This is a genomic window from Pseudoalteromonas sp. DY56-GL22 (assembly GCF_041414715.1).
Classification (GTDB): Bacteria; Pseudomonadota; Gammaproteobacteria; order Enterobacterales; family Alteromonadaceae; genus Pseudoalteromonas; species Pseudoalteromonas simplex.
This window is the reverse complement of the sequence record NZ_JANHZR010000001.1, coordinates 835,471-850,409: the sequence shown is the minus strand read 5'-3', so window position 1 is coordinate 850,409 and position 14,939 is coordinate 835,471. Positions and strand designations below refer to the sequence as shown.

The 14,939-nt window shown below is 39.0% G+C and carries 15 protein-coding genes; 7 read left to right on the top strand and 8 right to left on the bottom strand.

Annotated elements, in window-relative coordinates; all coding sequences use genetic code 11:
• Positions 1-11 precede the first annotated feature (11 nt).
• Both NO991_RS03640 and NO991_RS03635 read right to left on the bottom strand, forming a co-directional pair.
• The gene (locus tag NO991_RS03640; protein ID WP_300417486.1) at positions 12-1,199 is read right to left on the bottom strand and encodes a sodium:proton antiporter; all 1,188 of its coding nucleotides are present in this window, start codon (positions 1,197-1,199) and stop codon (positions 12-14) included.
• Positions 1,199-2,410 carry a tyrosine-type recombinase/integrase gene (locus tag NO991_RS03635; protein ID WP_194441132.1) on the bottom strand — a complete coding sequence of 404 codons (1,212 nt, stop codon included), beginning with the start codon at positions 2,408-2,410 and terminating at the stop codon, positions 1,199-1,201. The genes NO991_RS03640 and NO991_RS03635 overlap by 1 nt, the downstream gene beginning before the upstream one ends.
• 134 nt (positions 2,411-2,544) lie before the next feature.
• Here NO991_RS03635 and NO991_RS03630 point away from each other — a divergent pair, with 134 nt between their 5' ends.
• The 3 genes from NO991_RS03630 (at position 2,545) to NO991_RS03620 (ending at position 5,818) form a co-directional block, all read left to right on the top strand.
• On the top strand, positions 2,545-3,108 hold the full coding sequence (locus NO991_RS03630) for a YSC84-related protein (RefSeq protein WP_054553327.1): 564 nt from the start codon (positions 2,545-2,547) through the stop codon (positions 3,106-3,108).
• 617 nt (positions 3,109-3,725) lie between these two features.
• Complete coding sequence (locus tag NO991_RS03625) at positions 3,726-4,034, top strand: excalibur calcium-binding domain-containing protein (RefSeq protein ID WP_054552227.1); 309 nt, start codon at positions 3,726-3,728, stop codon at positions 4,032-4,034.
• Between the two features lie 224 nt (positions 4,035-4,258).
• Positions 4,259-5,818 (top strand): PAS domain-containing methyl-accepting chemotaxis protein, encoded by a 1,560-nt coding sequence (locus tag NO991_RS03620; RefSeq protein WP_300361111.1) that lies wholly within the window; start codon positions 4,259-4,261, stop codon positions 5,816-5,818.
• 17 nt (positions 5,819-5,835) lie between these two features.
• On the opposite strand, the gene NO991_RS03615 is transcribed toward NO991_RS03620, so the two are convergent.
• From NO991_RS03615 to NO991_RS03595, 5 genes are all read right to left on the bottom strand, one after another.
• Entirely contained in the window at positions 5,836-6,885 is a 1,050-nt protein-coding gene (locus tag NO991_RS03615; RefSeq protein ID WP_138599780.1) for a patatin-like phospholipase family protein, read from the bottom strand.
• Positions 6,886-6,912: 27 nt separating this feature from the next.
• Positions 6,913-8,322, bottom strand: coding sequence for a sodium:alanine symporter family protein (locus tag NO991_RS03610; RefSeq protein WP_300543311.1), 1,410 nt, complete (start codon positions 8,320-8,322; stop codon positions 6,913-6,915).
• 120 nt (positions 8,323-8,442) lie between these two features.
• Positions 8,443-9,399 carry a patatin family protein gene (locus tag NO991_RS03605; RefSeq protein WP_300361118.1) on the bottom strand — a complete coding sequence of 319 codons (957 nt, stop codon included), beginning with the start codon at positions 9,397-9,399 and terminating at the stop codon, positions 8,443-8,445.
• A gap of 174 nt (positions 9,400-9,573) precedes the next feature.
• Positions 9,574-10,569: an LLM class flavin-dependent oxidoreductase gene (locus NO991_RS03600; RefSeq protein ID WP_138599782.1), complete on the bottom strand. Its 996-nt coding sequence runs from the start codon at positions 10,567-10,569 to the stop codon at positions 9,574-9,576.
• 67 nt (positions 10,570-10,636) lie between these two features.
• Positions 10,637-11,410, bottom strand: a complete 774-nt coding sequence (locus NO991_RS03595) for a siderophore-interacting protein (RefSeq protein ID WP_138599783.1) — start codon at positions 11,408-11,410, stop codon at positions 10,637-10,639.
• 111 nt (positions 11,411-11,521) lie between these two features.
• On the opposite strand from NO991_RS03595, the gene NO991_RS03590 reads away from it, so the two are divergent.
• From NO991_RS03590 to NO991_RS03580, 3 genes are all read left to right on the top strand, one after another.
• Entirely contained in the window at positions 11,522-11,956 is a 435-nt protein-coding gene (locus NO991_RS03590; protein WP_054552220.1) for a MarR family winged helix-turn-helix transcriptional regulator, read from the top strand.
• Between the two features lie 63 nt (positions 11,957-12,019).
• Entirely contained in the window at positions 12,020-12,433 is a 414-nt protein-coding gene (locus NO991_RS03585; protein ID WP_054552219.1) for a LexA family transcriptional regulator, read from the top strand.
• Entirely contained in the window at positions 12,421-13,677 is a 1,257-nt protein-coding gene (locus NO991_RS03580) for a Y-family DNA polymerase (protein ID WP_300361126.1), read from the top strand. The genes NO991_RS03585 and NO991_RS03580 overlap by 13 nt, the downstream gene beginning before the upstream one ends.
• Here the strand turns inward: NO991_RS03580 and ybaK are convergent.
• The gene (ybaK, locus tag NO991_RS03575; RefSeq protein ID WP_371351687.1) at positions 13,674-14,135 is read right to left on the bottom strand and encodes a Cys-tRNA(Pro) deacylase; all 462 of its coding nucleotides are present in this window, start codon (positions 14,133-14,135) and stop codon (positions 13,674-13,676) included. The two genes, NO991_RS03580 and ybaK, sit on opposite strands and share 4 nt — an antisense overlap.
• 457 nt (positions 14,136-14,592) lie before the next feature.
• Here ybaK and NO991_RS03570 point away from each other — a divergent pair, with 457 nt between their 5' ends.
• The gene (locus tag NO991_RS03570) at positions 14,593-14,937 is read left to right on the top strand and encodes a DUF3302 domain-containing protein (RefSeq protein WP_054552213.1); all 345 of its coding nucleotides are present in this window, start codon (positions 14,593-14,595) and stop codon (positions 14,935-14,937) included.
• Positions 14,938-14,939 lie beyond the last annotated feature (2 nt).

Genomic DNA, 14,939 nt, shown 5'->3' with positions numbered 1-14,939 from the left:
ACGCGCCTTTTTTATTGGTAACTTTTTGCTATGGGCTTGGTACTCATGCCATGAATGAACACACTAAATAAAATGGTTGTTAATGTTACTGTGGCAATTTGTTCTTTGTTTTCAATTGCTGTATCCATCACCATTAAAGTGAAAACGATAGACGCCAAACCTCGAGGACCAAACCACGCAAAAGTAAATTTGTCTTTGAAATTTAGATTAGTAAACATAAGTGAAAGGAGTACCGGCACAATTCTAAAAATCGTCACACTTAATAACGCATAAAAAACAATTGGCCAAGTGATATCATTCACAATTAAGTGACCACATACAAAACCGAATAAACACCAAATTAGTAGCGCAACAAATTCAGCGATATGCTCAGAGTCTTTAACTAGTGTTGAACGAATTTTTTTAGGTGCTAAGTAATCAAATAAAAGCCCCGAAACAAAAACAGCAATAAAGCCACTGCCATGAAAATTTTGTGTTAAAGAGAAAATAGCCATGACTAAGCCAATCAATAAAAATGGACTGCTATTATTTGCAAAGTAATGACGTGCTAATGCTATTTTTAAAAGTGGAATAAACACGGCCATCGACACGCCTGCAACAATAAGTGCTACACCTAACTCTCTTGCAAAAACAAGTAAAGTATCACTTGTCGTTACAGCACTTTCTGGATTTTGAGCTAATAAAAGTAAAATTAAAAAGATGGGTACGCAAAGGCCATCGTTCAAACCACTTTCCGTATTTATTCCTTCGCGAACTTTCTCTGGAACCGATGTGCATTCTAAAATTCCTTTGCTAAGCGCGGCATCAGTCGGCGTTAAGATTACCGCAATCAAAGCAGATTGAAAAAGTGATAACTCCGAAAAGAAAAACAACCCACCAGCTACACCTAACACTAATGTCATCGGCAAAGCCACAAAAAGTAACAGGCTAGGGTACTGATAACTATGTTTTAATACGGGAAGTTTTGATTTGGCGGCATCGGTAAATAAAAAAATACTTAAGGTTAATTCAACCAAAGGTAAAATGTCACTGAGTCCGGCTTCGCCTAACTTAAACTCACTCGGCAAAAAGTAAGACATTGCAATTCCGACCAACACAAAAAACATTGGCCCGGTAATTTCTGTTCGCTCTAATTGCCGAATCGTCAGTGAATAAAATAATAAAGCTAAGCCAACTGATGCCAGTATTGTATATTCCATTACACTTTCCTTTTTATTCCGGACTTTGCACGTTCTTTTATATTTGTTTGAATATAGATTTGATCTGTCGTAGCAATTTTTGCATGACCTAAATCTTCAGATAAATGTTTAAGAGGTCTTGTTTGGGCATCGTGTGTTGCACCAGTATGTCTTAACCAGTGAGCAGTGGCCGCTTCAAGTTGTTCCGCATCATCTTTAAAGCCGTCATCTAAAAGAGATTGTTTTGCTAAATCAAAACTTTGCTGAACCAAACGACGAATTTGACGAACAGTCATTCCACCTTTACCACGAATTTTATGAACTAACGGCTCAGCTTCATCAACGCGGGGCAGGGCAGGTAAACCACGGTAAAGCCTATAACGTTTTAGATATGATATAAAATCTTCACTTAAGGTAACATCACGTAATTTATTTCCTTTACCCATAATTCTTAGAAACCAAAAACCATCATTATCTTGCCAAAAATGTGACATAACGGGTGACCACTGAGGGCGCTCGGATAACTCAGATATTCGTAAGTACAATCCTTTTAAGCAAGCAAGTGTGAATAAATTTCTTTCTAAATCAGGTTGTTGTTCACATAAATCACGAGTAACACCAAAAACATATTCCCATTGAATATCACTAAGTGTATCGGGAATTTTAATTTGCGATTGCACAACTAAGTAAGGGCTATTCTTTTTAACAACCGGTACAAAGTTAGCAAAGGTTTTTTCTTCTAAAATTGCGAACTTATAAAAAACATTTAAAGCTGTAAACATAGCTGCGAGTGTTTGTTGGCTAGCAATATTTTCTTTATTGATGAAAGGGCGCCAATTTGTATTTAGTCGTCTTATGCCTTGTTCATCTTTATAACGCCATTGCACTGAACTTGATAACCAGGCTGAATCTGGTTCAACCATAAAATCAACATAGGCTTCAATATCTTCACGTTTTAGATCAAATACCGATTTCTCAGCAACCAACCACGACCATAAACAAAAACGCTCAAGCTCATTTCGAAAACGATTAAATGTGGCTTCTGATTTTCGGCCATACACATATAAAAACTGATAAACAAAAGCTAAGTCATTTTTTGATTCAGCAACAGTCAATCCAACTTGATGTATAAAGTGTTCAAGTTCTGGATATTCTGTTGCAAGAGTATCATCTTCAAGATGGGCAATTTGGTAACGCAGTTGTTTTAGTGTATCGACGAGAGCAACGAGCATAATGATGTAATATCTTGTAAAATAGCTAGTTATAAGATTACCATAAAGTCCGATACTGTCTAGTATTGGACTTAATATATCTATAGTATTTGCAACATTAACTAGATTGCCATACTAATATTCAAGGAATATGTATGAAAAAGTTTATCGCTATTAGTTTAGTTTTAATCACTACAATTTTAACCGGTTGTGCTACAACAGGAAGTGCATCTCCCGATGAAAAACGTGCTTTAGTACAAAGCATGAAAAACAATACATTAAGTGAGCTTTACGCTCAAAAACCTGATGTTAAACAACAAATTGCTAACTCTGCTGGTTATGCGGTTTTTGATAATGCCAATGTAAATGTTGTTTTAGCCAGTTTTGGCGGTGGTTACGGTGTTGTTAAAAACAACCTAACCGGTAAATCAACTTACATGAATATGGGTGAAGCAGGTTTAGGCTTAGGTTTAGGTGTTAAAGACTTTAATGTTGTGATGGTTTTTCATAATCAAGCAGCAGTAAATCGCTTTATTGAACATGGTTGGGCATTCGGTGGAAATGCAGATGCAGCAGCAAAATACGAAGATAAAGGTGGCGCTTTAGTTGCCGAAGCTATTGCAGACCAAGTAACTGTTTACTCTTTAACCGAAAATGGCCTTGCACTACAAGCTGTACTTAAAGGCACAAAGTTTTGGGTAGATTCTGAGTTAAATTAAGCTATTTAAAACCCTTCTAAAAGTGGGCTAGTTAGCAACCTAACTCCCACTTTTAATTATTTTATGTAATTTAACATAACGTAATTTATGGGTAGTAATCTATAATTTGTTTCTAGTAGTTAATTTACTTGTTTATATCTATTTTACAATTTTTTATGAGTTCTCATTTATCGCTCTTTCAATTAATAAGTTCTTTGAACAAATAGCTAGTTATTTTTTATAGTTCTCAAGAGATTAGTTTGTTATGCGTAATTATTTTTAATGTATTACTCTAACAGTTTAGATGTTAAAGCTTTTATATTTTTAGCATTTAAACCTATCTCGTATATCTGCTCTTGCTTTGCTTGCACAATGCCCATTCAAAATAAACGACCTAATTTTGATAACTTTATATCTTTTCATTTGATGTTCCACATCAGAAGTAGTTCGGGGTTTTTTAAGTTATCTCTTCTTACACCTCCTAGGAAAATTCAGATTTCTTGGATAAACCATTAATTAAACTTAACTTTTCATTTTCATCTTAGTAGCATATCCATACTTTAATACTAGAAGAGTTGCACTTTTAACATTTTATGCATTTTCTTCAAACTTTATAACTATAATTATTAGCAGGTCCTATGAGAAAGTTTATTTTGCTGACAATTTTTTTGTATTTGGGATGGGAATATTACGTTACAAATAATGGTGGTACATCTATTACTGAGGTAGTCAATAGCCGTGTTATAGCACCTTTAAAAGCACGCTTTAATAAGAGACAACAAAAACGCTTCTCTACTAATGAAAGTTATTTCGAATGTGATGGCAGACAATACTGTAAGCAAATGACATCCATTGAAGAAGCCTATTTTTTCAATAGGCATTGTCCAAATACTGATTTAGATAGTGATTATGATGGTGAGTTATGTGAAGGTGATCCTAGGTTTTAATTTCTATAGTTTAACTTTAATTCTAAATTCTATTTAGAATTAAAGTTTTCCTCCGCATTTACGAAAAATATGAATTTTCTTAATTCCATATCAATTACTTAGGTGTAAATTGATATAGGACAAAACTTATTTAAATAAGACTTTCCTTGTTTATTTCACAATAATAATATCGGCAATAAACAATACTTTACTATTATAATTATTCTAAAAAAGTGAACAGCACTGTGAATAGCCAACTAATAAATAGCAATGAAGTTAAATTTCCTGAATCATCTATCCTATTATCAACTACAGATTTAAATAGCAATATTACTTATGCCAATGATGAATTTTGTAAAATAGCCGGATATTCCCTCGACGAAATGGTGCATAAACCACACAATCTCGTTCGTCATTCTGATATGCCAAAGCTTGCTTTTGCTGATTTATGGCACCATCTTAAAAATGGTCAATCTTGGATGGGACCTGTTAAAAATCGATGTAAAAATGGTGATTACTACTGGGTGAATGCCTTTGTAACACCTATTAAAGATAAAACTGGTAATATCATTGAATTCCAATCAGTCAGAACCAAACAGAGTGATGAAGTTGTACAAAGAGCAACTGCTGAATATGCAAAAATAAACAACAACCAAAAGTCTCATGCTACAGCAGTAAAGTATGATGCCACTCTTTACATAAGTGCCCTGTTGCTAATTAGCTTTTTAGGCTCGCTGGCTGCCCTATTCAGTGCTGGATTTAATATTTTTAATTGTGTACTTGTACTATTTTTAGCATCAGCTAATGGGCTTATGTATTTTTGGCGCCAAAAATATTTAGCACTTATTAGTAAAGCAAAACAAGTATACGATAACCCCTTAATGGCTTACCTGTATTCTGGTACCAATGATCAATCTGGCTTTGCATATCTTGCACTTGAGATGCAAAAAGCAAAACTAAAAGCAGTTGTTGGCCGTGTGAATGATGTTAGTGTGGGTGTTAATTACAATGCCCAACATTGTGCCGAGTCTGGCCATAATGTTACGGAGCTTTTAAATAAACAAACTGACGAAGTTTCGCAAATTGTTGTAGCAACAGAACAAATGACCGCTTCTATTGATGAACTTTCGTCTAGCACGATGAAATCAAGCCAAACTGCTGAGTTAACGAATCAAGCAACAGAAGACGGTTCACTTGCAGTTAGACAAACTATAAATTCAATTAGTGAACTTGACGAAAAACTCAATGCCGCAAGCAATTATGTAGAAAACTTAATCCAAGGAAACCAAGATATTGTGGCAATTCTTTCTGAGATTAATGCCATCGCAGATCAAACTAATTTACTTGCTTTAAATGCGGCAATTGAAGCAGCCCGCGCAGGTGAGCATGGCAGAGGGTTTGCGGTAGTTGCAGGAGAAGTACGAGCTCTAGCGTCTAGAACTCAGCAATCAACAGAAGAAATTAGCAATGTATTAAATCAACTCACCCACGCTTCGAAACAAGCACAAATTGCCATGAATGACGGACTAAATTTGTCGGCCAAAAGTGTTAAGCTTGCCCATCAAAGTGGCGATAGTTTAGACCATATTAAAGCGCAATCAATCAAGCTAAGTGAGCTTAATAGTGTTGTAGCCCAAGCGATAAAAGAACAGCTAACGGCAAGTCAATCGATCGCAAGAAATATAACAGCAGCTCAAGATTTTGCTCATGACTGTAAAGAGCTTGGCCAAACTTCGCAGCAACTTTGTGAAGCATTACTCAGTAAAGTGACAGAACAAACATCCTTGATTAGCCAGTTTAAGTAGTTAAAGCAAAACCACGATTATTTGATAAGGTTTATTTTCGGTGTGTGCTTATTCGTACATACCGTATCAAATGCCTCTGCTAGCCGTTCGGTTTCTTTGAATACTTGTTGCCAATATTTGATTCGTATATCAGCATCAAGTTCTGTAAAGTCTTTACGATCGGGAATTTTTCCATAAGGTAATGAAGCGACAAATTCCGCTGATGGGGTGATCATCACTACGTTATCATAGTTACTCGGGGTAATACCGCGCTTTAGGCTCTTATCAAACCAACCTGCCTTTGGGCTATTATTGAAATGCGGATATAATATGAGCCCGTCATTATGAATACTTAAGTCAAAGTGATAATCGATAATACCGCCATCACGATACATACCTGGTGGTGTTCCTGTTATATTTTTAATGCCTTGCATCACTAATGGAATAGAGCCTGAAGCAAGCAAAGCATCCGCTAAATTATCTTCGCTTAGCTCTATAGTATGGGTATTGAAAGTATTGTTATCGGAAAACGATAATTGACTATCTGCAGGCTGAAATACATAACGCTCGTATTGCTTGCTTAACAAACGCCTATTCATTCTATTGACTAAGTAGCTTTTAGATAACCCCATTAACTGCATCACTTTGTTTTCTGATGCTGTAAAGCCATTCGATTTTGCAACTATAAAGTGGGCTTTAAAAATCGGGTTGTTAATGATTTCGTGAATACCATTTTCAGCAAATACAGTGGTTAATAACTCTCGTGCTTTTGTTGTTATTTCTTCTGGTTTTGCTTTATTCGATGAATAGCGTGTTTCAGAGTAAGACTTTGCTAATCGAGATATTGCAGCAACAGGGTCATTTTGTGCAAAACAAGCAGATCTAAATGCACCGGCACTTGACCCTAATAAGTTTAAAGGTGTGGTACGGTCTTTAAAAAATTCACCAAATAGATATTTATCCAAACCAAATAATGTAAACCACTTGGGCCCGCCGCTTGCTCCTAAAAAGGTATTAAACAAATCGGCAGACAGACCTTGCTCTTGAATTACTTTTGCAGCACTAGGCCCTGCATAAATATCTATCATGGTTACTTTTCTCGTTATTGTTTTAGCTTATTTGCGCCATATACCTTGCTCTGTTTGACCTTGAACCTGTACTTTTTCAGAATCAAAACTCGGTTCTTGGCCTGCTTCACGTTGACTATGGTAGTCTTTTGTCACAGATAAGATGGTTGGCGTTAAGCGTATGATAGCGATAACGTTCACCACTGTCATTAAACCTAAAGCAATGTCTGCAAGATCCCACACTTGTTTAATGGTGGCAGATGCGCCCCAAATCATCATTGATAAATATAAACAGGTATAAATACCTCGGCCGAGTTTATTATCTAGTTTAAATAAATGTAGGTTACTTTCTGCGTAGGCATAGTTTGCAACCACAGAAGTAAACGCAAATAAGCAAATTGCAGCCGCTACAAAGTAAATGCCACCATCGGCCATATGCGCTGTCATCGCAGATTGAGTTAAGCGTATTCCTTCCATTTCGCCGCTAATATCAATATCAGCCAATAAAATAATCACCGCCGTACAACTACACAGCACAATAGTGTCAAAAAACACCCCAAGCATTTGAATGTAACCTTGAGTGACTGGGTGGTTTGGTACTGGCGATGCACAGCCAGATGCATGTGGCACACTCCCCGCTCCGGCTTCATTTGAATAAAGCCCTCGCTGAATACCGTTTTTAATTGCGGCGCCCATAGCCCCTGCGCCTGCCTCTTGTAAGCCAAAGGCTGAAAGTAAAATATCTTCAATCATCGCAGGCACTTTACCAATATTTAGTAAAGTAATTATGATAGCGGCTAGTACAAATAAAATGCCCATAACTGGCACAATGCGTTCAGCAAAGCGGGCAATAGCTTTAAAGCCACCTAAAATAATAGAGCCTGCCAATATTGTGATCACAATACCTGAATACAGTGTTGGAATTTCAAATGCGTAATTGAGAGCATCGGTAATGGTATTCGTTTGCATGGCACTAAACGTAAAGCCATAACCAAGAAACAAGCAAAAAGCAAAACACACTGCAAGCGCTCTACTGCCTAAGCCTTGTTGAATATAATAAGCAGGCCCGCCCCTAAACTCGCCATTGGCATCCCTGACTTTATAAACTTGCCCAAGTACGCTCTCAGCAAAGCCTGTGGCCATGCCCAAAATGGCAATCACCCACATCCAAAATATTGCACCACTGCCCCCTAACGAAATAGCAACGGCAACCCCTGCAAGGTTACCGGTACCTACACGGGCTGAAAGACCAGTACATAAAGCTTGAAACGAACTAATTGAGTTTTTATCTGTGCTGCTACTCGACTTTAACAGGCTAAACATATGGCGAAACTTAATCAATTGAATCGCTTTTAACCTTACCGAAAACCAGATCCCAGCAAACAGAAGAATATAGATAAGAATTTGGCCTTCCCCCCAAAGAAGACCATTGATTGTCGATACAGCACTGTTAAACATGGCAAGCCTTTATTGTTTTTATAGATAAAAAATCACAAAAAGTGAATAGCTAACCACTTTAACTCTATTTACAAATATCTCAAGTAGGCAATGGGATTAATTACCCGAGCCTGCTCCCAACTAATTTAGCAGTTGTTGCTGTAAAAAGGCACGACCTGCCGCTAAGCCTAATTTGTGATCATAGCGGAGATCTGAATCTGTACTACCCAGCAGTTTACTGCGTAATTTATCACCTGCAAAAATTTGTGTGATACGGGCATCACTTGGCGGGTTTGCAATGAAATCTAATTCATCTTGATAAGCTTGTTCGTGTTGAACCAAGTAATCAATGGTTTTAGGGCAATAACCCGATACGCAAACGAGTGATTTTAACTTATTTACCCATTCAGATTGCACTTGAAAGTTTTCATCAACAGTACGAATAACCACAATATCACGAGCACCACGATTATAGGCCTCTTTCACAGGTAAAGGTGCAGCTAAGCCCCCATCTAAATACATATCATGGACTAAATCAGTATTAGAGCTTTGAATAATGGCATCATTTGCGGCCTTGGTTGTTAGCCAAGGCGTTAAGTTAACGCCATCTTTATATAAAAACGGTAATGCGCTTGATGCTTTTAACAAGGCCAACCATTGCGTATCTTCACCATTCGGGCTCAAGTAATAGGGTTTACGATCAGCTGCGTTAGTGGTTGTGATCAACAGTTCGCGTTTGCCTAGGCTTTGCGTTGCTGTTTTAAAATCTAAGGCACGGTTTACTTCTTTGGTTTTATCAAAATACCAATCAAGGTCAACAATGCTTTTACCAAACAGCCCGCGGCCAAGTTGGAAAAAACGTTTATGACGAGAAAGGCCTCTGATCAAACGTTTTGCATAGCCTTTTTGACGCGCTAAATAACTTGTTAAGTTTTGTGAGCCTGCTGATGTACCAATGAATAAATCGAATGGATCGTAATTATTTTCTAACCACGCATCGAGTACACCTGCGGTAAAAATCCCTCGTTGCCCACCACCCTCAGCGATTAATGCTGTTTTTGTTTGTGGTTCTACTGCGGCAATTTTTTGAGATTTCACGGTGCACCTTCCTAGGGTAATGGTTAATAAATGTATTGTATAAAGTTAAATTCAATCCTTAAAACGGATTATATGAATTGAATTAATCTATAAAACCGTTTGATAAATGAGTATCAGGGCTTAAGCAATGCGCATAAAAACTCATTACACGCATTCACTATTTGCTAAACCGTATTAGCGCATGATGCTTGCTAATATTTCCAGCGCATGTTGTCTGTCACTCAATTCATACAGGTCATTTGTAAAAATAAACTCATCAACCTGTAGCGTTTGTTTAATCATACTCAGCTTATGCTTAACGCTCGCTTGACCGCCCACAACAGAAAGTCCTAAAAAGTTTTCTACTTGCATTTTTTCTTGCGCTGTCCACAACCCTTCCATTGTTGCAACAGGTTCTTTAAGCCAAAGTGGCTTGCCGCGCATAAGTGCTAAGATACGTTGTTTCGCTGTGGTTGCTAAAAACTGTGCTTGTTCGTCGGTGTCAGCGGCAACAACGGGTAAACCAAGCATGACGTATGGCTTATCTAATACCTCAGATGGTTGAAATTCTCTGCGATACAATGCAATGGCATCTTCAACAAATCGTGGAGCAAAATGCCCAGCAAATGCATATGGCAAACCTTTTTTTGCCGCCAGTCCAGCACTATAAAGACTTGAGCCCAGTAACCAGATTGGCACATTAGTATCTTCACCTGGGATTGCGCGTACTGGAGAGTCACCTTTATATGGGCCAAGTAAAGCTTGCAGCTCCGTTACTTCATCATTGAAGTGCTCAGCGCGTTGTTCATCACGGCGCAAAGCACGGCTGGTAATTGGGTCACTACCTGGGGCTCGGCCTAAACCTAAATCAATGCGACCGGGGTATAAACTCTCTAGGGTGCCAAATTGCTCAGCAACCACCAGCGGTGGGTGGTTAGGTAACATCACTCCACCCGCACCTACGCGGATATTCTGAGTTTTACCTGCGATATGACCTATCAGTACTGAAGTTGCGGCACACACGATACCGCGCATATTATGATGCTCTGCCATCCAAAACCGATTAAAACCCAGTTTGTCGGCTGTTTGTGCATAGGTAACACTATTGGCTAGTGTTTGCGAAACGGTTTCGTGCTCTTTCATTGGGCTCAATTCAAGCAATGAAAAAGGTGTGTTGCTAAGATCTGACATTCGCTCTCCAAAGTTTAACTCTTTATAATTAGTTAATGAGAGCGAATGGTTTTTTTTCAAATGCTAATTAGGCACGGCTTTGTTGCTGTTTTTCCACCTTTAGGCCATCAGCATCAATACCACGCTTCCAATAGGCCGATGCAACAATGTGTTCACGATCAATTTTAAAACTGCTTGTAATTAAACGGCGAATTGCCTTCACCAAATTTGCTTCTAGCGCCATAAACACCATAGGTTGCGCGTTATAACCTGCGCATAAGCGTGTTACTTGATCGAGTAGATCAGTTTCTGGCTCATCTGTAACTAGCCATTCAACACTATGTTGGCTGTGTGCTTCAATCTGCTCAAGTTCAATAATGTCGGCTTTATCCGCAACATGAATAATGACATCGACAGTGGCGTCTTGTGGCAGGGCTTGTAAGTAGCCATTGATTGCATTGACAGAGGTTAAATCTGCCAGCATTAAATAATGTGTTTGCGTAAAATCTGTGAGTTTTTTAGGGCCTGGGCCCGCTATACCGACTTCGTCTCCTACACGCGCATTTTGTGCCCAGTTGGTTGCCACGCCTTGATGTTGGTTAACCACAAAATCGAGGGTAATTGCACCGTTAATTGGGTTGATATCGCGAATAGTGTAAGAACGCATTAATGCGGGATGCTCAGCGTGTAAATCAAGTTCAACCTTAGATTCACCGACATGCGGGAGCAATACCTTTACGTACGCACCTTTTGCATCTTGCGGGAAGTCAGCAAACTCGTCTGAGCCAACAACAATTCTTTGTAGATGCGGGGAAATACGTGTAGTACTTAATACGTTTGCACGACGAACTTTTCTAGCCATCTTTCTCTCCTAGCTGGTTAAATTGCACAACGCCCCGATAGTTGATATAGTCAACTATACGCTTTTGATTGACTTTGTCAACTAAATCCACCAACTGAACTTAGGTGAACCATGCCACAAACCTCGCTTTCTTCTGCTTTATTTACACTGGCACAAAGTTACCGTGTCACTGTACGCGAAGCCATTAACGCCAACGAGCTTGGCCTTAATGCGCTGCATGTACGCTGTTTACATATCATTGCCGAAACACAGCACTGTACCGCCAATGATATTGTTACCAAAACAGGGCGTGATAAAGCACAAATAGCACGCTTAGTAAAAGAGCTTATAAAGCTTGAACTGGTTTCTAAATGTGCCGACGAAAATGACAAACGCTGTTTAATTTTATCGTTTACTGATCAAGGTAACGCCCTGTTCTCGCGCTTAGAAGTTGCAGAGCAAGAGGTTGATGCCAAACTTTGCCACGGTTTAACTGATCAGCAAGTACGTGATTTCATCGCTATTGCCACAACTATGATCGAAAATATCAATCACAACACGCCGTGATCTTATTGGCAAGATAACCACAAACCACTATACTGTATAAACGTACAGTACAGTGGTTTTGTTATGCGTGTTATTCCTATTTATATCGAAGCTGGCGTATGTGGTTTTGAATCACCGGCAGCACAATACAAAGAGCTAGGCTTATCATTAGATCAGCTATTGATTAAACACCCTGATGCAACATTTATTGGTATTGCCTCTGGCGAATCAATGCAAGGTGTGGGGATTTTTGATGGTGACTTATTACTGGTTGATCGCGCCGAAGATGTTAAAAATGGCGATGTCATTGTCGCGAATCTAAATGGTTTATTTGTTTGTAAGCTATTAGATAAACACAATGCTCAGTTATTATCAGCCTCGCCTAAATACCCCGCGGTGCAACTACGCCAATCGGATGAGTTTCAGTTAGAAGGCGTGGTTACTCGCTCAATTCGCTTACATCGCAGTAGTAAAGAGCTGTTAGCATGTACGCCTTAGTCGATGCTGTGGCCTTTTATGCCAGCGCCGAAAAAGTATTTGATCCGGCTATTCGTAGTAAACCGGTTGTGGTGCTCACCAACAACGATGGCTGTATTTGTGCCGTGTGCCCTATTGCACGAAAGCTGGCTATTCCAAAATTTCAGCCTTATTTTCAAGTAAAGAAAATACTCGAAGATAACCAAGTGGTGATCCGCTCATCTAACTATGAGCTGTATGCGGATTTAAGCGAGCGAATGATGAACGTGATTGGCCGCTTTTGCGATAATCAGCACATATACTCTATTGATGAATCATTTTTAAACTTTACTGGTTTCAATAAGCTTATTCACGACTGGCATCGTTATGGCCATGATATTCGCCGTACCGTATGGCGCGAAACAAAGCTACCTGTTGGGGTTGGATTTGGCCCAACAGCCACCCTTGCCAAAGCCGCCAATCATGCAGCTAAAAAACTCCCCGGCTTTGATGGCGTTGCAGTGATTGACTCAGAAGCTTCACGGATAACCATTTTAAAAGCCATGGACGTACAAGATATTTGGGGCGTTGGTCGACGCTTAGCTAAAAAACTCAAAGCAATGAATATCAATACGGCTTTTGATTTAGCCGAGCAAGATCCACGAAAAATGAAACGCCTGTTTAGTATTGTATTAGAGCGCACAGTGAACGAGTTACGCGGAAAAAGCTGCTTAGCCTGGGATGAAGTACGCCAAGACAAAAAAGAAATTTTTTCGACCCGCAGTTTTGGGGAGCGTATCACTGACGCCACCGCGCTGAAAACGGCACTAATCAATCATTGTGTCATTGTGGCAAGAAAGCTACGTGCGCAAGGCTCACACACTCAACGCTTATTAATGTTTGTGGCCAGCTCTCCTCATCAAGATGGCTATTATAAAAAGTCCTATATTTATGAGTTTAGTGTCGCCACCGCCGATAGTTGTGTGTTTGCCAATGCTATCAGCGAGGTATTTGATCATCTTTATAAACCAGGGGTGCGATTTTATAAGTGTGGTGTAGGTGCCCTAGAGTTATCGAGCCACATGTTTCAGCAACCTGATTTGTTTCAAGCACCTATCGATAACCCTAAACTGATGCAGTGTCTTGATAGCATTAACACCCGTTATGGCGTGGGTACCCTTGCCATAGCCAGCGAAACTCCTACGACCCGTTGGCATATGAAACGCGCGTACTTATCGCCTCATTACACAACCCGCTGGCATAACCTACCGAAAATACATTGTTAAAAGTCTGCCTGCTTAGCATTTAATAAACTACATAAATCCTTAGGGGCCAATGCAATCTCAAGACCTCGCTTACCAGCTGAAACATACATCACGTCAAAGTTATCAGCAGATTGATGCACATAGGTATTAAGGCGCTTTTTCTGACCTAGCGGACTCAGCCCCCCTAAAATATAACCTGTCGTGTTTTCGACTTTTTGTTGTGGAGCCATCTGCACTTTTTTAACCTTTGCCGCCTTTGCTAGCATTTTCAAGTTAACTTGCTGGCTCACTGGCACAATAGCAACCAAAAGCTGATGCTCAGTATCTTCAAGTACTAAAGTTTTAAATACTTGCTCAGCAGGGAGCTTTAGCTTCTCAACCGCTTCAAGACCAAACTGTTGCTTTGAAGGATCATGTTGATAGCTGAGCACATCAAAATTAATACCTTTCTTTTGTAATAAATTAATAGCCGGTGTCATTACTTCTTCCAAATACTGAATGCTGAACGATAAAAAACATAACGTGAACGGTAGTCTAAAAGCAATTAATCAAAACCTACAATCGTACTAATTTAAGTAAAATGAACTACACTTAAGTGATAGACACTACGCAAGGTAATGAACATGTCTAGAGCTAATAGCCTATATCTGGTTAAGCAGTTACTTATCATACTCACCCTGTTGTATACGATTAATTTTATCTGCAACGAATACTTAGCGTGGAACTCCTTTATTGATTGCCAAAATAAATGTCAAACACTTGGTCTAAATAAAGGGAAGATTCAAAAAACGGTATTCTCTGATGATGTAACATTGTGCAGATGTCTTGATGATTCTGCCTATTATGTTGTATTAGATTAAATCTGAAAATGCCGATTAGGAATAGGGTCAATTTAACGTATTATAAATTAGGTATTAATTTAACAAAGGAAGATAGATGTTTTTAGACTACTTTGCACTGGTCATGCTAGTGTTTGTAACGGTAGTAATATTTTATGGTGTTATTGCCATTCACGATATTCCCTACGAAATTGCCAAAAAACGTAATCACCCTCACCAAGATGCCATCCATTATGCAGGCTGGGTTAGCCTGTTTACCCTACATGTGCTGTGGCCATTTTTATGGGTTTGGGCGACATTATGGCGTGATGACCGTGGCTGGGGGTTTAACCAAATTCAAAAGGAACAAGAAGACTTAGCAGAAAAAGTAGCTAGCCTGACAGCCACGGTTGCAGCACTACAAGCACAAATAAATGCTCAATCGAATAATAAAGAGAAATAGAC